This window comes from Bradyrhizobium sp. ISRA464, assembly GCF_029910095.1.
Lineage (GTDB): Bacteria > Pseudomonadota > Alphaproteobacteria > Rhizobiales > Xanthobacteraceae > Bradyrhizobium.
Genome location: NZ_CP094526.1, coordinates 1,771,529 through 1,793,816 on the forward strand (window position 1 = coordinate 1,771,529; position 22,288 = coordinate 1,793,816).

Annotated in this window: 20 protein-coding genes; 7 read left to right on the plus strand and 13 right to left on the minus strand. The window is 65.5% G+C overall.

Annotated elements, in window-relative coordinates; genetic code table 11:
* Window positions 1-48 precede the first annotated feature (48 nt).
* Both MTX19_RS08320 and MTX19_RS08325 read right to left on the minus strand, forming a co-directional pair.
* Complete coding sequence (locus MTX19_RS08320; RefSeq protein WP_280983205.1) at window positions 49-858, minus strand: MBL fold metallo-hydrolase; 810 nt, start codon at window positions 856-858, stop codon at window positions 49-51.
* Window positions 855-1,397 carry a cyclic nucleotide-binding domain-containing protein gene (locus tag MTX19_RS08325; protein ID WP_280983206.1) on the minus strand — a complete coding sequence of 181 codons (543 nt, stop codon included), beginning with the start codon at window positions 1,395-1,397 and terminating at the stop codon, window positions 855-857. Before MTX19_RS08325 ends, MTX19_RS08320 begins: the two co-directional genes overlap by 4 nt.
* A gap of 42 nt (window positions 1,398-1,439) precedes the next feature.
* On the opposite strand from MTX19_RS08325, the gene MTX19_RS08330 reads away from it, so the two are divergent.
* Together MTX19_RS08330 and MTX19_RS08335 are read left to right on the plus strand one after the other, a co-directional pair.
* Window positions 1,440-2,444 carry a hypothetical protein gene (locus MTX19_RS08330; protein ID WP_348638271.1) on the plus strand — a complete coding sequence of 335 codons (1,005 nt, stop codon included), beginning with the start codon at window positions 1,440-1,442 and terminating at the stop codon, window positions 2,442-2,444.
* Window positions 2,445-2,536: 92 nt separating this feature from the next.
* The gene (locus MTX19_RS08335) at window positions 2,537-4,084 is read left to right on the plus strand and encodes a hypothetical protein (protein WP_280983208.1); all 1,548 of its coding nucleotides are present in this window, start codon (window positions 2,537-2,539) and stop codon (window positions 4,082-4,084) included.
* Between the two features lie 56 nt (window positions 4,085-4,140).
* On the opposite strand, the gene MTX19_RS08340 is transcribed toward MTX19_RS08335, so the two are convergent.
* The 3 genes from MTX19_RS08340 to putA form a co-directional block, all read right to left on the minus strand.
* The gene (locus MTX19_RS08340) at window positions 4,141-4,785 is read right to left on the minus strand and encodes a glutathione S-transferase family protein (RefSeq protein WP_280983209.1); all 645 of its coding nucleotides are present in this window, start codon (window positions 4,783-4,785) and stop codon (window positions 4,141-4,143) included.
* A 233-nt stretch (window positions 4,786-5,018) separates the two neighbouring features.
* On the minus strand, window positions 5,019-6,224 hold the full coding sequence (locus MTX19_RS08345; RefSeq protein WP_280983210.1) for a CoA transferase: 1,206 nt from the start codon (window positions 6,222-6,224) through the stop codon (window positions 5,019-5,021).
* A 271-nt stretch (window positions 6,225-6,495) separates the two neighbouring features.
* Window positions 6,496-9,504, minus strand: a complete 3,009-nt coding sequence (gene putA / locus MTX19_RS08350; protein ID WP_280983211.1) for a bifunctional proline dehydrogenase/L-glutamate gamma-semialdehyde dehydrogenase PutA — start codon at window positions 9,502-9,504, stop codon at window positions 6,496-6,498.
* A gap of 115 nt (window positions 9,505-9,619) precedes the next feature.
* Here putA and MTX19_RS08355 point away from each other — a divergent pair, with 115 nt between their 5' ends.
* Window positions 9,620-10,084, plus strand: a complete 465-nt coding sequence (locus MTX19_RS08355; protein WP_280984728.1) for an Lrp/AsnC ligand binding domain-containing protein — start codon at window positions 9,620-9,622, stop codon at window positions 10,082-10,084.
* 91 nt (window positions 10,085-10,175) lie between these two features.
* Window positions 10,176-10,826 carry a hypothetical protein gene (locus MTX19_RS08360; RefSeq protein WP_280983212.1) on the plus strand — a complete coding sequence of 217 codons (651 nt, stop codon included), beginning with the start codon at window positions 10,176-10,178 and terminating at the stop codon, window positions 10,824-10,826.
* A 71-nt stretch (window positions 10,827-10,897) separates the two neighbouring features.
* Here MTX19_RS08360 and MTX19_RS08365 read toward each other — a convergent pair whose 3' ends face one another.
* From MTX19_RS08365 to MTX19_RS08385, 5 genes are all read right to left on the minus strand, one after another.
* Window positions 10,898-11,035 (minus strand): hypothetical protein, encoded by a 138-nt coding sequence (locus MTX19_RS08365; RefSeq protein ID WP_280983213.1) that lies wholly within the window; start codon window positions 11,033-11,035, stop codon window positions 10,898-10,900.
* A gap of 114 nt (window positions 11,036-11,149) precedes the next feature.
* On the minus strand, window positions 11,150-11,350 hold the full coding sequence (locus MTX19_RS08370) for a cold-shock protein (RefSeq protein ID WP_212499768.1): 201 nt from the start codon (window positions 11,348-11,350) through the stop codon (window positions 11,150-11,152).
* Between the two features lie 285 nt (window positions 11,351-11,635).
* Window positions 11,636-11,947: a cytochrome c gene (locus tag MTX19_RS08375; RefSeq protein ID WP_280983214.1), complete on the minus strand. Its 312-nt coding sequence runs from the start codon at window positions 11,945-11,947 to the stop codon at window positions 11,636-11,638.
* An 11-nt stretch (window positions 11,948-11,958) separates the two neighbouring features.
* Window positions 11,959-13,158: a molybdopterin-dependent oxidoreductase gene (locus tag MTX19_RS08380; RefSeq protein ID WP_280983215.1), complete on the minus strand. Its 1,200-nt coding sequence runs from the start codon at window positions 13,156-13,158 to the stop codon at window positions 11,959-11,961.
* Between the two features lie 366 nt (window positions 13,159-13,524).
* Window positions 13,525-15,261: an adenylate/guanylate cyclase domain-containing protein gene (locus MTX19_RS08385; RefSeq protein ID WP_280983216.1), complete on the minus strand. Its 1,737-nt coding sequence runs from the start codon at window positions 15,259-15,261 to the stop codon at window positions 13,525-13,527.
* Window positions 15,262-15,469: 208 nt separating this feature from the next.
* Between MTX19_RS08385 and MTX19_RS08390 the strand changes: the two genes are divergently transcribed.
* Window positions 15,470-17,020, plus strand: a complete 1,551-nt coding sequence (locus tag MTX19_RS08390) for a glycosyltransferase family 39 protein (protein WP_280984729.1) — start codon at window positions 15,470-15,472, stop codon at window positions 17,018-17,020.
* Between the two features lie 141 nt (window positions 17,021-17,161).
* Here MTX19_RS08390 and MTX19_RS08395 read toward each other — a convergent pair whose 3' ends face one another.
* Both MTX19_RS08395 and MTX19_RS08400 read right to left on the minus strand, forming a co-directional pair.
* Window positions 17,162-18,193, minus strand: a complete 1,032-nt coding sequence (locus MTX19_RS08395) for a TIGR01620 family protein (RefSeq protein WP_280985922.1) — start codon at window positions 18,191-18,193, stop codon at window positions 17,162-17,164.
* Window positions 18,190-19,653: a YcjX family protein gene (locus MTX19_RS08400; RefSeq protein ID WP_280983217.1), complete on the minus strand. Its 1,464-nt coding sequence runs from the start codon at window positions 19,651-19,653 to the stop codon at window positions 18,190-18,192. The genes MTX19_RS08395 and MTX19_RS08400 overlap by 4 nt, the downstream gene beginning before the upstream one ends.
* A 178-nt stretch (window positions 19,654-19,831) precedes the next feature.
* On the opposite strand from MTX19_RS08400, the gene MTX19_RS08405 reads away from it, so the two are divergent.
* Window positions 19,832-20,527: a hemolysin III family protein gene (locus MTX19_RS08405; RefSeq protein ID WP_280983218.1), complete on the plus strand. Its 696-nt coding sequence runs from the start codon at window positions 19,832-19,834 to the stop codon at window positions 20,525-20,527.
* A gap of 195 nt (window positions 20,528-20,722) precedes the next feature.
* Window positions 20,723-21,517, plus strand: coding sequence for an SDR family oxidoreductase (locus MTX19_RS08410; RefSeq protein WP_280985923.1), 795 nt, complete (start codon window positions 20,723-20,725; stop codon window positions 21,515-21,517).
* A gap of 233 nt (window positions 21,518-21,750) precedes the next feature.
* On the opposite strand, the gene MTX19_RS08415 is transcribed toward MTX19_RS08410, so the two are convergent.
* Window positions 21,751-22,284: an isochorismatase family protein gene (locus tag MTX19_RS08415; protein WP_280983219.1), complete on the minus strand. Its 534-nt coding sequence runs from the start codon at window positions 22,282-22,284 to the stop codon at window positions 21,751-21,753.
* Between the last annotated feature and the right edge of the window lie 4 nt (window positions 22,285-22,288).

Sequence of the window (22,288 nt, forward strand, 5' to 3'; positions counted from 1 at the left end):
TCTCTTGAACAGGCCGCGCGCGGATTTGTCAAATGTGAAGGAGCACAGTCAATCGTCGAGTTTGTTGAGGTCGCGCACCGACTGCATGATCGGCTCGAAATTCGCGCGCGCGTCGAGTGCGTCGAACAATTGCGCGGTGTCTTCGAGCAAGGCGTGCGAGCGCTGCAGCGCGATCCGCACGTCATCCTGCGGCGTGTCGGACAGGCGGCCATGACCCGACAGCAGGATCCTCGAATTGAGACCCTTCAGCCGCTCCAGCGACTGGATGTAATCGGCGATCGAGCCGGAGCCGAACACGCCGCCCATCACGCCGCCCGGCATCAGCGTGTCGGCCGCGAACAGCAGGCCCTTGTCCTGGTCGAACAGCGTAATGCAAGCGGAGGTATGGCCCGGCGTGTACATCACGTTGAGGCGGAAATTGCCGAGGTCGATCAGATTGCCTTCCTCGAGCCAGAGGTCGATATCGATCGGCACGTTCGGCTCGTTGAACATCTTGCGCAGCATCGAGAAGTCGTCGCGCAGCATGATCTTGTTGGCGGCGAGCCGGTGCGCGGCGATATAGGCAAGGCCGTGGAAATGATAGGCCGCGCCGATGTGGTCGAGATGCTCGTGGCTCAGCACCACCATGTCGATCATCTCGGGCGTCACCCCGAGGTGGTCGAGGCAGGCGAGGAGGGACGGATAGTTGGTCGACAGTCCGACGTCGATCATGATGGTCCGCTTGCTGCCGCGCACGAGATAGGCGTTCGCCGCGCGGTTCTTGAATCGGATCTGGTAGACGTCGTCGGCGGCCTGGATCAGCGTCGCCACGTCAGCTTCGAACAGCGTCTTGAACGGACTGGGCCGGCGCTCGCTCATGGGATGGCCGCTCCTTGGTAGGTGACGGCGTTGGACGCGCGCAGGCGCTTCGAGAGCGCGTCCATCACCATCAGCGCGAAGGCCGGCTGCTGGCTGACCAGATAGACGAAGCGGGCATGGTTGATCCGCATCACCCTTGTGCCGGGCGCGGAGGCGACCGCTGTCGCGGAGCGCGACGAGCCGTCGATCACGGCCATTTCGCCGAAGAACTCACCCTTGCCGAGGCTGACGATGGTCGTTCTGTTTCCGCCGTTGATCTTCGTGATGTCGACCTTGCCATCGAGCACGACGAAGAGCTCGCGGCCGGTCGAGCCTTCCTCAAAAATGACGTCATCGACATCAAATTCATTGATGCATTTCTCGATCGTCATGGCACTCCCCTGCCTTCTGGCTGGAAGATGGCGGTATGTTAATCGGGAAAGCGCCGCGCGCAAACGGAGCTGACGCAGATTGCCGCAGGGCAGCATCGCCCAAATCCGGCCCGGAAGAGTTCCTAAAATTTGGGTAATGGCGAGCCTGGGTAACGATTTCGCAAGCAATAAAAGTTACCAAATTGTCAACCTAGTCTGGAGATTTTGAACGTGAGTGAGCAGCAGAGCGAGCCGCTTGGCGGTGAAACCGGCGCCGAAATGGCGGCGAAGACCGAGCCGGTGCTGGCCGCGGCCGATGCCGGGGCTGTCAGGCTCTCGCCCGACCAGGAAGAGACGTCGCCGAAGGCGGACGCCCCCAAGATCGAAGCGCCCAAGATCGAACCTCCGAAGATTGAGCCGGCCAGGGTCGAGCCGCCGAAGATGGACGCGCCCCGCGTCGAGGCCGGAAAGCGCGACGAGCCGCATTTCCCGGGCAAGATGATGATCATGGCGCCGGGCGACCGGACCTGGAATGACCGGACTTGGGACCACGAGGCATCGGCCTCGAAGCCGGCCTCGGAGCAGGCCGCCAAGCCGGCCGGCACCCGCCGGGTCGCGGCGATGGCCGCGGTGATCGCGCTCGCCGCCGTGGCCGGCGCCATCGGTGGCGCCTTCGCGACGACGGCACTCGGCCATTTCGCCCGCACGGATGTCGCGGCCGCAAAGGATACGCCGACGAAGGAAGCGCTCGACGCCTCGATCGCCCGGATCGACGGCGAAATCGCCGCCCTGAAGTCCAGCATCGACCAGACCGCCAAGAACGGCTCGGCTCAACTCAACAAGACCAACGACCGCCTGGAAAAGGTCGAGAAGGCGCAGGCCGAGCCGATGGCCAAGCTCGCCAAGCTCAGCGAGACGGTCGAGAAGCTTCGCACCACGCCGCAGGCCACCACCGGGGCGACGCCCGCGGCGGCAAGGGAAGTCACCGGCACGGTCACGCCGCCGGCGGCCGCAATCGCTTCCGCGCCCAAGGTCGAGGTCGGCCGGCTGCCGGTCGTCGAAGGCTGGGCGCTGCGCGATGTCGGCAATGGCAGTGCACTGATCGAGGGCCGCGGGGGCATCTATGAGGTCTATGCCGGCGATCCCGTCCCGGGTCTCGGACGCGTCGATGCCATCCGCAGGCAGGACGGGCGCTGGGTGGTCGTCACCAGCAGAGGCCTGATCGTCGCGCGCTGATCGCGGATCTCAGACAAAAACCAGGGCGCTTCACCGCGACGTGAAGCGTCTTTTTTCTTGAATAGGCTTCGCCGCGCGGTGTTAGTGGAGGCATGAGCCGCGCGCTGCGATGCCTGCTGATCGTGTCTGTTCTGCTCGGCGGCGCCGGACAGGCGCGCGCAGGCGAGGATCGCCCACTCGAGCGGGGTCTCGCGGTCATCGATCCCGCCATCCTGCGCGAGCTTGATCATGGCCGCTTCGACCTCGGCCGCATGCTGTCGCCGAAGCGATCGGCCGACGCGCCGCTGTCGAACCGCGAGCTGTTCAGCCTGCCGTCGATGGTGCCGGTGCGCGAGGCGCTCGCGCGTGAGTTCGATCGTTATGTGACGAACCACAAAGCGAGCCTGCCGAACGAGAGCATCGGCGTTGGCGACGGCTTCGCCTTCCAGCTGTTTGATCGCAACCTGTTTGAATCGCCAGACGTCCGCTTCGTGCTGTCGGGCATCGTCAACCGCATGGACCGCGCCTATGTGGCGCCGGCAAGTTGCGGCGAGATCCGGCTAATCTACCGCCTGACCCGCACCGACGTGCCGCTGATCGGCGAGAACGCGGTTTCGCAGCGCTTGCCAATGACCTTGAACCTGGTGCTGAAGGCGAAGGGCGACGGCAACGACGCGTCGCTCACTTGTCGCGAGATCGCGCGACGCTGGCTTGCGACCGCCGGCGCGCCGCCGACGATGGACAGGCTATTCGGCAAGGATGGCCCGCTCGACCTGATCGGTGACCGGAACATCGATCGGATCGAGACCAACCTGCAGATCGCGCACGCGCCGAAATCGGCAGTGCGCGATTTCCGCACCGACTATCTTTTGAAGGTGTTCGATTATGACGGCGAGGCGAAGCGTTTTGTGGAAGCGCCGCTGGAGAACCAGATCGATCGCGACCGCATTCTGGCCGACGAGGGGCTCAAGCGCGACTTCAAGGCATGGCTGCTTGATCCCGGGCACTTCGCAGAGCTCGATCGGGGCACGCTGCTGATCCCCGAGCGCTTCCTTGCGAGGCGCGCCGTTGCGCCGACCCCGACCGGTTTCGATGTCAGCGATCTGCAGCCCGAATTCGGGCTGGTGGAGGGCGAGGGTGCGGCCGGCAAGGCCGTGTTCTCGGAGAGTGATGTGGTCGGCGCCCTGAAGCGGGCCGCCGCTGACGGGACCAGGTTGCAGAACATTCAGTCGGTCGCCGGCTTCAAGCGGCGCCTCAACGACGTGACCTGCGCGGGTTGCCACCAGACTCGCGGCATCGGCGGTTTTCACTTCCCCGGCGTCGACTGGATGGCGGCGAATCCGTCAAATTCCACTGTGGTGCCGGCCTCGCCGCATTTCTTCGGCGATCAGGTCCGCCGCCGCGACATCCTTGCCAGCTTCCGCGGCGGCAAGGCGCCGGACTTTTCGCGCGGCTTCTCCAGCCGCCCGCAATCGCGCGGCAGCACCGAGCTCGCCGGCACCGAATACAGCGACGGCTGGGGCGCGCATTGCTACCTGCCGGCGGCGAAGCCCGCCGAGGCCGACCGCAGTTTTCAGGGCTGGACTTGCGCCGAGGGGCTCGCCTGCCAGCTTGCAGGCCAAGCGTCGCGCATCGGCATGTGTTTCGTGAAGGGGCGGTAACGGTCGCTTCCATCGGATTGATGCGCGCGCGGTCCGGGCCCGGCTCAGGCGCGTTCCTACGCGTAGTGCTTCAGGCGCGGGCCGGGCAGCAGATCATAGGCGGACTTCCAGCCGGGCAGGGCCGCAATGCGGCCGAGCCACGCGCTGATATTCGGATGGCTCGTCGCGAAATCGTAGCCGGTCTCGTCGCTTGGATAGTGCAGATAGGCCATCATCGAGAAATCCGACACCGTCGGCCGCGCTCCGATCATGAAGACATTGCGGCCGCTATGCTGGTCAAGGATGCCGAGGAAGTCGTCGAGCCGCGCGCGGAAATATTTCAGCACCGCAGGGTTGGCCGACGGCGTGAAGGTACGCAGGAAGCGGTAGGTCGCCATGTAGCCGGAGAGCTTCTGGTTGTCCCAGAACAGCCAACGTAGCAGCTCGAACGTCTCGGCCGGCGTCTCGCCACCGAACTTGCCGTACTGCTCGGCGAGCTGCAGCAGGATCGGCGCGGTCTGAGTGCGGCGCTCGCCGTCGACCTCCAGCACCGGGATCTCGCCCATCTCGTTCACTGTCGCGCGCCACTCTGGGGTTCGCGTGACGCCGCCGCCGAAATCGGTCCACACCGGCTCGAAGCTCTCGCCACAGAGCGTGAGCATCAGCGCGAGCTTGTAGCTGTTGCCGGATTCCGGGAAGTAGTGCAGGCGATAGCGGGGCATGTCGGGGGCATTCCTATGATGGAAAACTCGCGGACTACGTAGCCCGGATGAAGCGAAGCGCAATCCGGGATTGCATGATCCGGTTGCGAGACTTGTCCCGGATTTCGCTTCGCTCCATCCGGGCTACTGCGTCATTGCGGGAAGCGACAGCGGCGAAGCAATCCATGCCTCCGCAGCGGTGCTATGGATTGCTTCGCGCCGCTCGCAATGACGATCCGGAATGAGCGCGTTCTCTACGCCACCGCGCCGGAGGCGCGCAGCTGCTTGATCGTCGCCTCGTCGTAGCCGGCCTGGCGCAGGATCTCGTCGGAGTGCTCGCCGACCTCGGGTGGCTTGCGCGGCTGCACCTTCTTGGCGCCGTCGATGAAGATCGGGCTGTTGACCGTCAGCATGGTGTCGTTCTCGAAGCGCACCAGCACCTCGTTCTCGATCATCTGCTTGTCGTTCGGGATGTCGTCGAGAATTCCGACGACGCCGAACACCAGGCCGTTGCCGTCGAGGACCTTGCGCCATTCGGCGAGGTCCCTGGTCGCGAACACCTCGTCGAAGATCTTGATCAGCTCGACCGAGCGCGCGTGACGGTCCGCCTTGGTGATGAAGCGCGGATCGGCGACGAGATCCTCGCGGCCGAGGCAGCGCGCCAGCGTCGGCCATTGCCGGTCTTCGTTGAGCAGCGACAGGATGATCCAGCGGCCGTCCTTACACTTGTAGTGGTTGGTGACGGCGTTCAGGGCCTCTTCGCGCGGCTTGCGCTTCTTGAACTTGGCGCCCGAGAGCTTGGCCTGCGCCAGCACGCCGTTGGCCCAGACGCCGTTGGCCATCAGGTTGGTCGAGACGTGCGAGCCCTTGCCGGTCTTCTCGCGCTTGAACAGCGCGGTCACGATCGCGCCATAGAAGGCCATCGCGCAGGGGTGGTCGCCCATGCCTGCGACCGAGCGGGCAGGGGTGGTCTCCTCGTCGGCGCGCACCAGGTCCATCAGGCCGGATCGCGCCCAATAGGCATTGGAGTCGAAGCCGGGCTTGTTGGCCTCTTCGCCCTTCTCGCCATAGCCGGTGAAGGAAGCATAGATCAGCCGGTCGTTGAGATGGGCGAGGTGATCGTAGGTGATGCCGAGCTTCGCGCGGACCTGCGGCGGCATGTTGGTGATGAAGACGTCGGCCTCCGCGACGAGCTTGTAGAGCACCTGCTGCGCCTCCGGCTTGGTGAGGTCGAGCGCCAGGCTCTTCTTGTTGCGGGCCTCAAGCAGCCACGCGAAATTGTGTTCGCTCGCGGGATAGCCGGGCAGGTTCGGCAGGTTCCTGTAGGGATCGCCGGCACCCGGCGGCTCGATCTTGATGACGTCGGCGCCGAAGTCGGACAGCACGGTGGCGGCCGCGGGCGCGGCGATGAAGCTCGCGCAATCAAGAACCTTGAGCCCGTCAAAAATGCCTTTTTCCATCGTGCCGTCGCTCCCGTGGCGCTTGTTGATGTTTTTCCGGTGGCTGGAATATCGAATGCGATGATCCCCGATCGGGCCGCCATTTGACCCATGTCGGGGGCACGTTGCAACCCAAGTCATTTCAGGGCGATACGGCGCAAAACGCGGGGTGAGCAAAGCCAACGGGTTGCGCGAACGCGCGCCCGACGACAGGCTCCACGAAGCAATCAATGCCTCGGCGCGGGGATAGATGGATTGCTTCGTCGCTTCGCTCCTCGCAATGACGGTGAACCTACTCCATCCCTGCCATCAGCGCGGCATTGCCGCCCGCGGCGGCGGTGTTGATGGTCACTGTCTGCTCAGTCGCGAAGCGCGCGAGGTAATGCGGTCCGCCGGCTTTGGGGCCGGTGCCGGAGAGCCCGCTGCCGCCGAACGGCTGCACGCCGACCACGGCGCCGATCATGTTGCGGTTGACATAGATGTTGCCAACCTGAAGACGATCGATCACGTCCTCGACCGTGTCCTCGATGCGGGAATGGATGCCGAGCGTCAGCCCGAAGCCCGTCGCCTCAATCGCGGCCAACACCGCGCCGAGGCGCTCGGCACGGTAGCGCACCACATGCAGGATCGGGCCGAACACCTCCTCGGTGAGCTGGCCGGCGTCAGACAGTTCAAAGATATGGGGCGCCACGAAATTGCCGGCGGGCGCCTCGCCGGCGAGATGGGTGCGCGCCTGCCTTTTCATGCGTGCGATATGCGCATCCAGTCGTTGCTTTGCCTCCGCATCGATCACCGGCCCGACATGCGTTGACGGATCGGACGGATCGCCGATCTTCAACTCACGCGCCGCGCCCGCGATCATCTCGATCGTGCGGTCGGCGACGTCGTCCTGTACGAACAGCAGCCGCAGCGCCGAGCAGCGCTGGCCGGCGGAGCGGAACGCCGAGGTCACGACATCGTCGGCGACCTGCTCGGGCAGCGCGGTGGCATCGACGATCATCGCATTGATGCCGCCGGTCTCCGCGATCAGCGGCACGATCGGGCCGTCCTTGGCCGCCAGCGTCCGGTTGATCGATCGCGCCACCTCGGTCGAGCCGGTGAAGACGACGCCTGCGATCTGCGGATGGGCAACCAGCGCGGCGCCGATCGCGCCGTCACCCTGAACGAGATGCAACGCGGACGCCGGCACGCCGGCCTCATGCAGCAGCCGGACGGCTTCGGCCGCGACCAGCGGCGTCTGCTCGGCCGGCTTGGCGATCACCGCGTTGCCCGCCATCAGCGCCGCCGACACCTGGCCGAGGAAGATCGCCAGCGGAAAATTCCACGGCGAGATCGCGACGAAGGCGCCGCGGCCGCGCAAAACCAGCACGTTGCTTTCGCCGGTCGGCCCCGGCATCGCTTCGCCATCGCCGAACAGCTTGCGCCCGAGCGCTGCATAGTACCGACAGAAATCCGTCGCCTCGCGCACCTCGGAGAGCGCGTCGTCCAGCGTCTTGCCGCCCTCGCTCTGCAACAAAGCGACGAAATGCGCGCGGCGCTGCTCCAGGAGGTTTGCGGCCTTGTCCAGGATATCGGCGCGTTTTTGTGCGGGCGTGGCGTTCCATGCCGTGAAGCCGCGGCGTGCGGCGACGACGGCCGCATTGGCCTGCTCCGCGGTGAACGAATTCACCGTGGCGGGCGGCCCCTTCTGTTCGGCTGCAACCGCCGACGTGAGCTGGTCGAGCGCTGTGCGCTCGCCGAACTCGATGCCGTGCGAATTCTCGCGCTGCGGCCGATAGAGATCGGCGGGTCGCGGAATCTCCGGATGGTTGGCATTGCTCGCGATACCGATGATCTCGGCGGGACGGCGCAAGAGGCTCGCGGCCGGCACCTTGTCGTCGGCGGCCAGCGCGACGAAGGAGGAGTTGGCGCCGTTCTCGAGCAGTCGCCGCACCAGATAGGCGAGCAGGTCGCGGTGGCTGCCGACCGGAGCATAGGTGCGATGGGCGATCTCGGGCCGCTCTTCGCCGAGCTGCGCATACAGCGCTTCGCCCATGCCGTGCAGCCGCTGGAATTCGAAGCTCTCGGGATCGTCGGCGAGTTCGAGGATGGTCGCGACCGTGAGCGCGTTGTGGGTGGCGAATTGCGGAAACAGCCGCGGCCGCAGCGCCAGCAGCTTACGCGCGCAGGCGACGTAGTTCAGGTCGGTCATCGCCTTGCGGGTGAAGACCGGATAGCCGTTGAGTCCGCGCTCCTGCGCGCGCTTGATCTCGGTGTCCCAATAGGCGCCCTTGACCAGGCGCACCATCATCTTGCGGTCGAGCCTGCGTGCAAGTGCGTCGACATAATCGATCACGTCGGCGGCACGCTTCTGATAGGCCTGGATGGCGAGGCCGAAGCCGTTCCAACCCGCAAGCGAGGCATCCGCGAGCGCGGCGGCGATCACGTCGAGCGACAGTTCCAGCCGGTCGGCCTCCTCGGCATCGACGGTGAAATTCAGGTCGAACGCCTTGGCGCGGTGTGCGAGTTCGACCAACCGAGGCACCAGCTCGGTCATCACGCGGGCGCGACTTACCGCCTCGAAGCGCGGATGCAGCGCGGAGAGCTTGACGGAGATGCCGGGCCGGTCGGGCAGGGGACGCGCGCCGGCGGTCTTGCCGATCGCCTCGATCGCGCGCGCATAGGATTCGAAGTAGCGGTGCGCATCGTCGGCGGTGCGCGCGCCCTCGCCGAGCATGTCGAAGGAATAGCGCGAGCCGCGCGCCGAATGCGATTGCGCGCGCGACAGCGCCGCCTCGATGGTCTCACCGAGCACGAAATGGCTGCCCATCAGCCGCATCGCTTGCCGCGTGGCCGCGCGCACCGCCGGCGCGCCGAGCCGTTTCGTCAATCGTCCGATCGAGCCCTGCGGCGTCTCGCCAGGCTGGATCACGCGCGCTGACACGCCCAGCGCCCAGGCCGAGGCGTTGACCAGGAACGCGCTCGACCTGGTCTCGTGGTTGATGAAGTCACCCTGGCCGAGCTTGTCCTCGATGAACTGGTCGGCGGTGCGCGCGTCAGGCACGCGCAGCAGCGCCTCTGCCAGCACCATCAGCGCCAAACCTTCCTTGGTCGAGAGCGCGAACTCGCGCAGCATGTCCTCGACCCCGCCGAGCGGATCGTCATTGGCGCGGATGGCCTCGATCAGGCGCGTCGCGGTGCGATCGATCCGCGCCTCCCGGCCTGCGCCGAGCCTGCTGTCGGCCAGCAGGCGGGCGGCGAGAGCGGCATCGTCGGGGGCGTAGGGGGCGCTGAACGGGGGAAACGGGTCGGGGTCGGGCATGGCGGGTTCCTTCGGCTTTCACGGGAACACCTACGCGGTAGCGAACCGTAGTTCGATAGACAAATTAACAGATTTGCCTTACAAAATAAGGAGCATTATCAAATTTACCAGAGATATGGCAGAGATAGATAAGATCGACCGCAAAATCCTCTCGATCCTGCAAGGGGATGGCCGGATTGCCAATGTGGAACTGGCTGAGAGGATCGGCCTGTCGCCGACCTCGGTCGGCGAACGGCTGAAACGGCTGCAGCGCGACGGCTTTGTCGAGGGCTACGGTGCCCGGCTCAACCCGCACCGGCTCGGCCTTGGATTGCTGGTGTTCGTCGAGGTGCTGCTCGACAAGACCACGCCGGATGTCTTCGAACGGTTTGCCAAGGCGGTCCAGGCCGCACCGGAAGTGCTGGAGTGCCACATGGTGGCCGGCGGCTTCGACTATCTGGTCAAGGCGCGTGTCGCCAACATGTCCGCCTATCGCCGGTTCCTCGGCGAAAGCCTGCTGGCGTTGCCGGGCGTGCGCGAGACGCGAACCTACGCCGTGATGGAAGAAGTCAAGCGCGACGCGCCATTGCCGGTCGGCTGATTTCGTGTCGATGCGATCCACAGCCATGCTCCCGGCGTATTGGCATCGCGACCCGCCCGCGGGTATCTTGCCGCCAATTGGGGCAGCAATCATGAAATACGTCGATCAGCCGATATCAGCGAGGCGCACCGCGTTCACCGGCGCGCTGACTGCGATCACGCTGTCGTTACTCTCAGCGGCGCCAGCGCAAGCCGCTGAGCTGAGCGCGGGCATCGCGCAACTCTATTCCTCGGTCTCGATCTATCCGCCGTCGGCGACATCGATGACGGTCTGCTACGGCTTTGTCTGCCGCCGCCGCGAGATGCTTGATTTCACGGCGGCCGACCGGGCCGCACTGACCAGGATCATGGCTGCCGGTCACGCCAATGCCGCCGCCGAGCGCGCGGCTGTGCAGAAGGCGGTGATCTGGTTCGACCGCCGCATGGGACCGATCCTCGGCACAAACAAGCGCGTGGCGAAAGCGGATTTCCGCGCCAATGACGACAAGCACAATTACGATTGCTGGGACACGACCCGCAACACCACGAGCCTGATGTTGGTGATGCAGGCGTGGAATTTGTTCAAGTTTCACGATGTCGGTGATCCCCACTATCGCGGGTTTCACCTGATGCAGACGCCGCACAACACCGCCGTGCTGGTCGAGCGCGCGACCAAGGTGGAGTGGGCCGTCGATCTCTGGCCGCGCGGCTATCTGCAGCCGCCCGACGTTATGACCGTCAGTCAGTGGGTGACTGAGGATTGAACGGCTGCAGCATTCTCGAGCGAAGCAGATACAGGTTCGCGTGAAGGTGCCGTGCGGCTCCGGCCAGGGCGTCAGCCGCCCTCTGAGGCTTGTTGCCGGCGTGTGCGCAGATGCAGGAACAGCGGCAGGCGCTGCCAACGGCGGCCATTGTCCGACTCGATCGCGCGCATCTGCGCGCTCTGCATGAGGTCGCGAGAGATCATCGTCATGGCGCGCGGGCATCGTGCCCGCCCCGCCGAACGTCACGTTGTCTGGTTGTGCTGGATCGGCCCCCACTCCCGGATGAGGTCCGAGAGTGCGCCGCTTCGCCTGGCGCGGTTGCGCTAGACCTTCAGGTTTTCGGCCGAAGTCTTGCCGCGATTTGCGATCTCTTCGTACTCCACCGTCTGGCCTTCATTGAGCGTCTGAAGACCAGCCTTCTGAACTGCAGAAATATGCACGAAAATGTCCTTGCCGCCCGTTGCGGGCTGGATGAATCCATAACCCTTGGTCGGATTGAACCACTTCACTGTACCTTTGGGCATTTCCAGTCGTCTCCGCGGAATCGATCGAAAACAGACCGCCGGTCCCCGCACAAACCGGCTCGTCCGTACCGTACAGGATAGCAGTTTGCGAAAAGCTGGGTAGATCAAACGAAGGTGTGTTTTTGCCCCGAAACAACCCGCTTTTCGGAGGTTTGACGCCGAATCGCCTATTTTGCGATCAATTGATGCGCTGCAAAATCGAACGGTTCCAGCTGACCGAGCCGAAAGACGCATGCTCGGCGCGCAGGCCGTGGCCTGCGCGCCGAGGGGCAAACGGAGATCGTCTCAATAGGTCGCGGCGAGGTATTCGACGATCTTGCCGACGTCGGCGTCGTTGATCGTCGCGCCGTAGACCTTGATCATCTTGGTGACCTCGGCCTTCCAGAAGTCCTTCTTTTTCTCGGCTTGCGGCGGCTGCGTGTTGACGTAGTCGGCCGAGTGGCAGCCGCTGCAATTGTTCTGCACGACCTCGAGGTTGGGGCCGGGCTTGAAGGCCGCGGTCTCCTCGGGGACCCTGTAGTTGACCGGTGCGGCGGCCGCCGCGGCGATGGATAGCGTCGCGATCGCGGCGAGGGCAGGGAGCAGCTTGCGCTTCATGATGCTTCTCCTCACGCCGCGGTGACGTGCACGGTTTCGACGACGTTGCGCAGGTAGCCGGCCGGATTCCACAGCGGATCCATCGGCTGGGTGTCGCCGGCATTGTTGGTGGCGCGCACCTTCAGATCGTAGGAGCCGGCGGCGAGCCTCACGCGCAGCTTCCATTCCCGGAACGCGTATTTGCCGAGATCCTTGCCGAGCTTGGCCGGCGTCCAGGTCTTGCCGCCGTCGGTCGACACCGCGACCTCCTTGATGCCCTTGCCGCCGTCGAAGGCGATGCCGCGCAGCAGCGTGCGGCCGGCCTTCAGCTTGGCGCCGTCGGCGACGCTGGTGATGAACGAGCGCACCGTGAAGCGGTTGATCGGGATCGTGGCTTTCGGCGTGGTGCCGGGCTCGACCGCATTGTTCGGCGTATCCGGAATCCGGTAGGCGGATTTCATCCAGAAGCCGTCGAACACGCTGTCGATGACGGTGATCTCGTTGAGGTGCTTCACCCAATAGGTGCCGTAGTAGCCGGGCACCACGAGGCGGAGCGGGAAGCCGTTGAGGAATGGCAGGTCCTCGCCGTTCATGCCGTAGGCCAGCATCACCTCGCCGTCGCGTGCGTGGTCGATGTCGAGCGCCTTCACGAAGTCGGGCGTCGTCTGCATCACCGGGCCGTCCATGCCGTTGAAGGTCACCTGCTTCGCGCCGGCCTGAACGCCGGCCATGTCGAGCACGGTCTTCAACGGCACGCCGCGCCAGCGCGCGCAGCCCATCGCGCCATTGGCGAGCTGGCCGCCGGCAACCCGCGGGTTGAAGAAGCCGCGGCTGTTGCCGGAGCACTGGTTGACGGCGACGATCTCGGTCGCCTTCATTTTCCTGATGTCCTGCAGCGACAATTTGAGCGGCTTGTCGACCTTGCCCTTGATCTCGAGCGTGAAGGTATCGGGATCGAGATTGTAGGGGATGCCGGCGAGATGGTAGCGCACGAAGAACGCGTTGTTCGGCGTCAGCGGGCCGTCATTGAAGATCGCGAACGGCGTCTCAAGTTGCGGTGGACGGCTGGTCAGACCGATCATCGGACGCTTCTGCGGATAGCGCACCAGCGGCCGTTCGCCATTGCCGAAGGGCAGCGTCACCGTGTCGAGCGCGAGCGCGCCCCGTGATCCCAGCCCCGTTACCAAAGCGGCCATACCGGCGCGCTTCATCAAGTCTCGTCGATCGAGCATTCCGCTTCCTCCGAAGCATCATCTGTCGTGAGCCGGTCATCACCAGGCTCAACTTGCCTGAGCGCATCCATCTCGCGGAATGCGCACAGGCAACAAATGTCGCACCGGGGAACCTGAAGTCAATTGATGCTTTCGCAGCGTCCACCTGCGTTGCGATGCAACGAAAAGCCCCGATCGTTGCCGATCGTATCACTTTGCGAAACATGGTGGTCTCCTCAAGTGCGCCCCGAACTCCGTCGCGGCGCGGGTTGCAGTGTTGCCCCTCGCCTGTCAGTCGAGCCCTGCGAAGAGCGGGTTCGAGAGGGTTTGATGAACGCACATTCGGATGTGCCGCAGATCACATTCGGTGTTGCGGCATTGAACCTTTCAGGCCGCAACCGCACGCTGATCGCCGACAAGTGCCGACAAGACGCCCGTCGCCTCGACGGTGCGCACGACCATCGGCGCGTTGCGGCCGCGGATCGCGACCTGCTGCGCGGGCAGGGCATCGTCGGCAAGTCCCGCCGTGATGCGCACCTCGTCGGAGATGACGGCCTCGCAGGCGAGGGCCTTGGTCATGTCCTGCAGCCTTGCTGCGACGTTGACGGCATCGCCGAGCGCCGTGAACACCATGTGGTCGCGATAACCGATGTCGCCGACGATCACCTCGCCGCCATGGATGCCGATGCCGAAGCGGATCGGCTCACGCAGATCGTGGCTCAGGAACTGGTTCAGCTCGTCGACATGGGTTGCGATCAGGGCCGCCGCGCGCAGCGCCTGGCGACAGGCCTCCTGTCGGCCGGCGGCGAGCCCGAACAGTGCCAGCATGCCGTCGCCGACGAACTGGTTCGGCCGCCCGCCCGCCTCCAGCACCGCCTGCGACACCGCGCCGAGGAAGCGGTTGACGATGAACACGGTGTCGAACGGCAGCCGCTTCTCGGCGAGTTGTGTCGAGCCGCGCATGTCCACGAACATGCTGACGAGATAGCGCTCCTGGCCGATCCGCGCCGGGTTGGTCGCGTGCGCATTCGCCGACATCGTGTGCGGCAGAAAGAGCTGGAAGAAGGTCAGGTCGGCGGTCGGCCGCAACTGGCAGGCCAGCCGGATCGACGGATCGTCGCTGCCGACCCGGTGCAGCACGAAGGCCTCGCGCGGCGAGGGCTCCGGGAGATTTGCGTGGTCACCGACGATGCGGATGCGGCAGGTCGAGCAGCGGGCGCGGCCGCCGCAGACGCTGGCATGCGGCACATTGTTGCGCAGGCTCGCTTCCAGCACGCTCCAGCCTTTCGGCACCCGGACGGTGCGGCCATTGCCATAGGACAGTGCGATCATGCCGCCGCGACGCTCGAGCAGGGCACGCACCCCGCGTGCGATCACGACGAGGCCGAGCAGCCCGAGATAGCCGATCGTCAGGCCATTTGTGATCTTATCGAGCACCTCGCCCTCGGCCGCCGTCCCGAGACTCCGGACCGACAGCTCCCGTTGCCGCCAGGCGGGATCGTTGGCGTCGGCGATCGTGGCGCGGCCGCCCTGGTAGATGCCGAGCATTGCCAGCGTCGGGATCAGCACGGCGGCGGCGAGCAGGAACGGCGCGGCGCGCTTGAAGAACGGGCGCAGCCTGAACCAGAAATACAGGCCGATGCAGCCATGCACCCAGGCGATCACCAGCACCGCGAGCATCGTCCACAGCCGGTTCGGAGACGCGACGAAGAACGCGTACAGTTCCTGCGGATAGAGCTTCTCTTGCGCAAACAGGGTCTGGGCGAGTCGCACACCGACGATGTGGACGATGATCAGCATCGGGATGCTCAGGCCAAGCACGAGCTGTAGCGGTTCGATCGCTCTCCAGCGGAATTCGCGGCGTTGGTACAACGCCCAGATGCCGAGCGCGGTATGCACCAGGCAGGCGCCGTAGAACGCGATCGCGACGGGCAGGAACTGCCAGAACTTGGTGTGGTAATGGACGCCGATCGCCAGCGCCTGCATCGAAATATTGCCGAGCGCGTGGTTGAGGAAATGGCTGACCAGGTAGGCGAACATGATCGCGCCGCTGACCAGGCGGACCTGCCGCAGGCCGACGCCGCGGACCATCTCCTGCAAATGTTCACGCGAACGGGAGGCCATGTGAGTCATGATTGGCAAGTCTAGTGTTTAATTCCCGCGGTGAACACCACCGCGGGCCGGCGCGAGAGGTGATATCCGGCGCTGCAACACGTTGACACCCCCGCAAGAGTCGAACAAAAAGCGCGCCGTGACGATAGCCCCTGCCGATAACATCAGCGTTAAGCCGGCCCGTTCGCGCGCGCCCCAGTGGCGCGGCGTCATCGCCGTGATGATCGCCATGACCGCGATGCGGCTGGTCTACGCCTCCGCGCTCGATCTGCGCACCGACGAGGCCTATTACTGGACCTGGTCGAAAGAGCACGTGCTGTCGTTCCTCGACCATCCCCCGATGATCGCCTGGTTCATCCGTTTCGGCACGGCGATCTTCGGCGACACCAATCTCGGCGTGCGCTTCAGCGGCATCGTGGCGATGCTGGTGATGCAGCTGCTGCTCGCCGACATCGTTCGCCGCGTCACCGGCAACAACATCCGTGCCGTCATTCTGGCGCTGCTGCTGCCGGAGGCCGCGCTCTATTACGGACTGTTGATGGCCAAGGTCGCGCCCGACACCGCGATGATCCCGTTCGCGGTGGCGATGCTGTGGTCGCTGGTGCGGCTTGCGCAAAGCAATGACGGGCGCTGGTGGCTCGCCACCGGGCTGTTCGCCGGGCTGGCGCTGCTGTCGAAATTCACCGCGATCATGCTGGCGCCGGCGGTGCTGGCCTTTGCGCTGGTGCCGGACTGGCGGTGGCGCTGGTTGCGCAGCTCGTATCCCTATCTCGCCGCGGTGATCGCGGTCGCGGTGTTCTCACCGGTGCTGATCTGGAATGCCGAGCACGACTGGGCCTCGTTCCGTTTCCAGGCGGTGCGCGCCACGACGGAGGGCTCCTTTCTGCTGCGCACCGTCGGCGAATTCATTGGCATGCAGTTCGGCCTGGTCGGCTTCGTGCTGTTGCCGGTCACGCTGTTCGGCGCGGCATTGACGGCATGGCGCGGCTATCGCGGTCGCGAGCCGGTCGCGATCCTGCTGTCGACGGCGGTGCTGGTGCCGTTCGCGTACTTCTTCTGGAAGTCGCTGACGCTGCGGGTCGGCGACACCTGGCCGATGTTCCTGTGGCCGGCCGGCTTTGCGGCCGTCGCCATCAACGTCACGCGGATGCCGTTCGAGGGCTGGTCGGTCCGCTTGGTCAAATCGACCGTGTTCTGGGCGCGGACCGCGGTGACGTCGGGCATCGCCTTCGTGGTCTGCGTGGTCCTGTATTACATGGTGGTGCCGTGGAATCTGACCGGCCATACCGATCCGATCGGCACCGAGGCCGGCTACGACGTGGTGGCCGCGCGCACCGAGGCGCAGTTGCAGGCGACCGGCGCGACCTGGGTTGCGACCACGGATTATCGCACCTATGCGATGCTGCGCTGGTTCCTGAGGGGGCGGGTGCCCGTGGTCGAGATCAACGAACGCGGCCGCTACCAGGGCTTTGCCGATCCCGGCATGAACATGATCCGGGATCATGTCGGCCTCTATGTCGGGCGCGAGCCAGAGAACAATCTGCCGCTGTGGAACGAGACCACCGCCGTGCGGCAGCCGCTGGAGCGCGTGGTGCGGAGCTGGCGCGGCACGGTAATGGATACCTATTCGCTGGAGAAGATCAGCGGCTGGACCCCCGATTTGTCGCCGCCGCCGGACACGACTTTCTTCCGCTGGCGCGTGCTGGTGATGCTTCTTCTTCCTTCTCCCCTTGTGGGAGAAGGTGGCGCGCATGTCATGCGCGCCGGATGAGGGGTTTCGCTCCGCAGATGAGGTGTTCGTGCAAGCAAACCCCTCACCCAGGCGAGCTTGTGTCGAGCGCCGGAATTGCCCTCTCCCACAAGGGGAGAGCGCGCATCGATGGGCATCTTCCTGCGTTGAAAAAGAGAAGAGCTACTCCTCCCCCTCGCGCTTGCGCAGGAGGTCCTTGGCAAGGTCGGCGAGGGCCGGGCGCGGCAGCGCGCTGAACGGAAGCGGGCGGGTGACGTCGATCGCGGCAAGGCCGAGCCGCGCGGTCAACAGGCCGTTGAGCACGCCTTCGCCGAGCCGCTGCGAGAGCTTCGCGGCGATGCCGTGGCCGAGCATCTGCTGGATCAGGCTGTCGCTCGCGGCCATGCCGCCGGTGATCGCCAGATGCGCGATCACGCGACGCATCAGGCTGATCATGCCGAGCGTGCCGGGCCGGCCGCCATAGAGCCGCGCCAGTTGCCGGATCATCCGCAACGCGGATACGAATACGAACAGCACATCGATCGCAGCGCGCGGACTGACCGCGGTGACGACGGACACGCGCTGCGCCGCCGCCGAGACCAGCCGCCGCGCTTCCTCGTCGAGCGGCGCCATCAGTTCGCGCTCGGCCAGTCGGATCATGTCGGCGCCATCGATGATGTCGTCGGTATGGCTCCGCAGCGTGTTGCGGGCGCGCGCGAGCTGCGGGGTCTGGTGCGCGAGCTTGAGCAGGTCGGCGACGATCGTCCGGCTCGCGGCGCGGTCGTCGCTGGCGAGCACCTCAGCCGCGCGCAGATGCAGCTTCTCGATGGTCGCAAGCCGCGCCAGCCCGATCGCCTCGCGCGCGATCACGACCGCCAGCGCCAACGCCGCGACGATCGCACAGGCCAGCCCGAGGAAGCCGAGGCCCTGATTGCGTGCGAACAGGTCCTCGATCAGGTTGACGACACCGAGCCCGGTGCCGAGCAGCACGAGGCCTGCGACGGCGCCCCAGAACAGTGCGCCCCAGCGGAAACCGCGGCGCACCGGCAGCAGCGGTGCATCGATCGCAACGGGCAGTTGCGGCGGCTCGGCCTCGGGCACGATCTGGACCGTGCCGCGGGCGAAGCGGCCGCGGTCCTCCGGATCCATCACGACCACGCCGGGATCGTCGAGCTTGAACGTCGCCGGCCGCCGGTAAGGCGTCTTCTCGTTCATCGCAGTTTGTCTCCGATCAGGAACTGGAGGGCGCGGTCAAGGCGGATGTGAGGCAGCGTGGGCTCTCCGTCGCCGTTTCTTTCCAGCTTCGGCGGGCGGAAACGCAGGAAGCGGTAATCGGCCGCCTCGGCACCCGCGCTGGAGAGGCCGCGGAATTCGCCCCGGAACAGGGCCTCGGGATTGTCGGGCAAGTCGCCCGGAAAGGTCGCGACCTCGGCCTCGCCGTCCAGCGTCTCGCCGTTGGCGACCTCGCCCGGCGCTGGCGCGCCGAGGATCGAGGGCAGCGTGTCGCGGCCGCGCTGCACCTGCGCCTCGCGGGTGGCGCGCACCGCGGCGAGCGCCACCACGTCGATCGCGGCACCCGCATATTCGGCGCGCTCGGCGGCCTTGGCCACGATCCGCCGCAGCACGGCCTCCAGCCGGTCGTGGCTCTGATGATGCAGATGGTCGGCCTTGGTGGCCGCGAACAGGATGCGGTCGATGCGCGGCCGGAACAGCGCGCTCAGAATCGTGCTGCGGCCGATCCGGAAGCAATCGAGGATACCGGCGAGCGCAGCCTCGAGGTCGTGCAGCGCCTCTGGTCCCGCATTGAACGCGGCGAGAGCATCGGCCAGCACGATCTGGCGGTCCAGCCGCGCGAAATGGTCGCGGAAGAACGGGCGCACCACGACATCCTTGTAGGCTTCAAAGCGCCGCCGCATCATCGCCCAGAGCGAGCCGTCGGGTGCGCTCCCGCCCACGGGCACCTCGAGCGGCGCGAAGGTCAGCGCCGGCGTGCCGGCGAGATTGCCGGGCATCAGGAAGCGGCCGGGCGGCAGCAGGCTCATCGCGAAGCGTTCATCGCGGCAGGCGCGCAGATAGTCGGTGAACAGTCTTGCTTGGGCGAGCGCGGCCTGCTCGTCCTCTTTACCCTCGGGCGCGAGCGTTGCGAGATGCGCATGCCACGGCGCGGCGAGGGCGGCGCGCAGCGGCTCGCGCGACAGCGCCAGGCTCTCCGCCGACCATCGCTCATAGCTCTTGTTCAACAGCGGCAAATCGAGCAGCCACTCGCCGGGATAATCGACGATGTCGAGGGTGAGGGTGCGGTCCGCGCCATTTTGCCGCTGATAGTCGATCACGAGCCTGAGCTCGGAAATGTCGGTGGTCGAGCTCGGCCAGCGCCGTTCCTCGATCAGGGTGCGGACATGATTCTCATAGGCGAAGCGCGGCACCGCGTCGTCGGGCTGCGGCGCGAGACGCGCGCGGGCGATCCGCCCCGAGGCATAGGCCTCGAACACCGGGAGGCGGCCGCCGCGCGTCAACCCATGCACCAGCGCCGTGATGAACACCGTCTTGCCGGCGCGCGACAGGCCAGTGACGCCGAGCCGGACCGTCGGGTTGAAGAAGCCCTCGCCATAGTCGAGCAGCGCCCGCGCCGAGAGACGCGCTTCCTCGACGATGTCAGAAAAACTGGGGGCCATGAAGGACTGGAGAAACCCGGCGGGAGGGGCCAAATAAGGCGGGCGGTAACCCGCAAGGTGGCGATTGTCGGGCCAAAATCAAGCTTCACATTTCCGGCGCCTTTGCAGGCGAGGGGTTGAGCGCGCTGCCGCTCCGGTGATACCGATGTTTAATTGGCACTGAGGAAAGCGTCCCGGAATGACGATCTTCCGCCTGAAGCAACTCGCATCGACCTCGATCCACGCGGCCGGCGCCGCGCTGTGGAACTATGACCGCGCCGAGCTGATCGCGGACGGCGTCGTTCATATCGTCGGCGTCTGCTTTGGGCTGGTCGCCGCCACCGCGTTGATCGTGCTGACCGCGGTCTATGCCAGCGGCTTCGACATTGCCGTGGTGTCGGTCTATGTCGCCGGCCTGCTCGCGATGCTGGGGCTGTCGGCGACCTATAATCTTTGGCCGGTGTCGCGTGCGAAATGGGTGCTGCGGCGCTTCGATCACTCGGCGATCTATCTGTTGATCGCGGCGACCTACACGCCGTTCATCGTGGAACTGAAGAACAGCTATTTCGCGATCGCGCTGCTCGTCGGCGTCTGGTGCGTGGCGATCGTCGGCATCTGGCTGAAGCTTGCCTATCCCGGCCGCTTCGACCGCCTCTCGGTCGGGCTCTATCTCGCGATGGGCTGGAGCGGCATCATGCTCCGTGACGCTGTGGTGAAGGCATTGCCGGGCATAGCGCTCGGCTTCGTGCTCGCCGGCGGCATCCTGTACAGCCTTGGCGTGATCTTCCACACCTGGCGGCGGCTGCGCTTCCAGAACGCAATCTGGCACTGCTTCGTGCTGCTCGGCGCGGCCTGCCACTACACGGCCGTGGTTGACGTCGTGCTGGCGAGCTGAGCGTCAGGCCGACCACATCGGCATCCGGACCCGGCGGACGGGTCCGTGCAAAATCGCGGCCGCTCTCTTTCGAAAAGATCATGCATCGGCAAAAGTTGGGTTATCATGATCCCTCTTTGTTGGAGCATCTGTTCGGAAAGCCGGCTTCCACTTTTCCGGATCATGCTCTGGGATCAAGATATCGGGAGGATGGCCATGCAGGTGGCGGGTAAAATCGTGGTGGTCACCGGCGGTGGCAATGGCATCGGCAAGGCGCTGTGCGAGGCGTTCCATGCCGCCGGCGCGTCCAAGGTCGTGGTGGTCGATCTCGATCATGCGGCCGCCGAGAAGGTCGCCGCCTCGGTCGGCGGCGCCGCGTTCAAATGCGATGTCGGGCAGGAGAAGAACGTCCTGCATGTGATCGAGGCGACCGAGCGGATGTTCGGCCCGATCGGGCTGTTCTGCTCCAATGCCGGCATCGGCGGCGGCTTCGATCCGCTGTCGGTGAATGCCGGCGGCACCTCGGACGAGCCGTGGTCGCGGAGCTGGGCGATCCACGTCATGGCGCATGTCTATGCCGCGCGGCATCTGGTGCCACGCATGAAGGCGCGCGGCGGCGGATATTTCCTGAACACGATTTCCGCCGCAGGCCTGCTGTCGCAGGTCGGCAGCCCGGCCTATTCGACCACCAAGCACGCGGCGGTCGGTTTCGCCGAGAACCTCGCAATCTCGCATCGTGCCGACAACATCAAGGTCTCGATTCTCTGCCCGCAGGGCGTCGACACCAACATGCTGCGCTCGATCCCGAAGGGCCCGCAATCCGGCGACGGCGATCTGACGCCGGAGCAGGTCGCGCAGGACGCGCTGAAAGGCATTGAGCAGGAGACGTTCCTGATCCTGCCGCACCCGCAGGTGCTCGGCTATATGCGCAAGAAGACCGAGAACTACGACCGCTGGATCGGCGGCATGGCCAAGATCCAGGCCAAGATGCGCGAGGCGCACGGGAAGTAATCGAAGGCAAGGGTGGCGAGCGCGTGTGTTGCAGCCTCACCGTGATTGCGAGGGCGAAGGTGTCGCTAGCCGTTCGTGTAAGGTGAGCACACAGGTCAGGCTCCCTCCCCCGCAAGGGGGGAGGGAGCCCTGCCACCGGTGCGTCCCTTACGTGTTTGCGGAGGCGTCGATCGCTTCGCTGCATGGCACGGAGAAAGCAACGCTTTGCGGCTGCCGCGCGGCGTCTGTTGCCGTCACTTGATCAGCGCGATCGCCTCGCGAAACCGCTTGTGCTCCGCGGTTTCCAGCCATTCGAACACAACCATCTCGGTGGTCACGATCTCCGCGCCGTGCCGCTCCATGCGGCGGATTGCGGTTTCCTTGTCCTCGAGGCGGCGCGAGCCGAGCGCGTCGCGCACGACGTAGACCTTGCGCTTCGCGTCGAGCAGACCCAGCACGGTCTGCTGCACGCACACGTGTGCCTCGCAGCCCGCGACGATGACATGCCTGTCGCCGGCGACTGCCTCGAGGAATTCAGGCTCGCGGACCGCATCGAACGTCATCTTGTGGATCAGGCGGGCCTCGCTGACCGCCAGTTCGGCGACGGTTGCGCCGAGACCCTTCGCGTTCTGCTCGGTGAAGACGGTCGGAATGTTCATCAGCTCCGCCATGTCGATCAACCGCCTGGCGTTCCTGATCGCCGTGGCGCCCTCATGGATCGCCGGCATCAGGCGGGATTGGAAGTCGACGATCAGGAGCAGCGATCGTCGTGGATCGATCGTCAGCATGGCG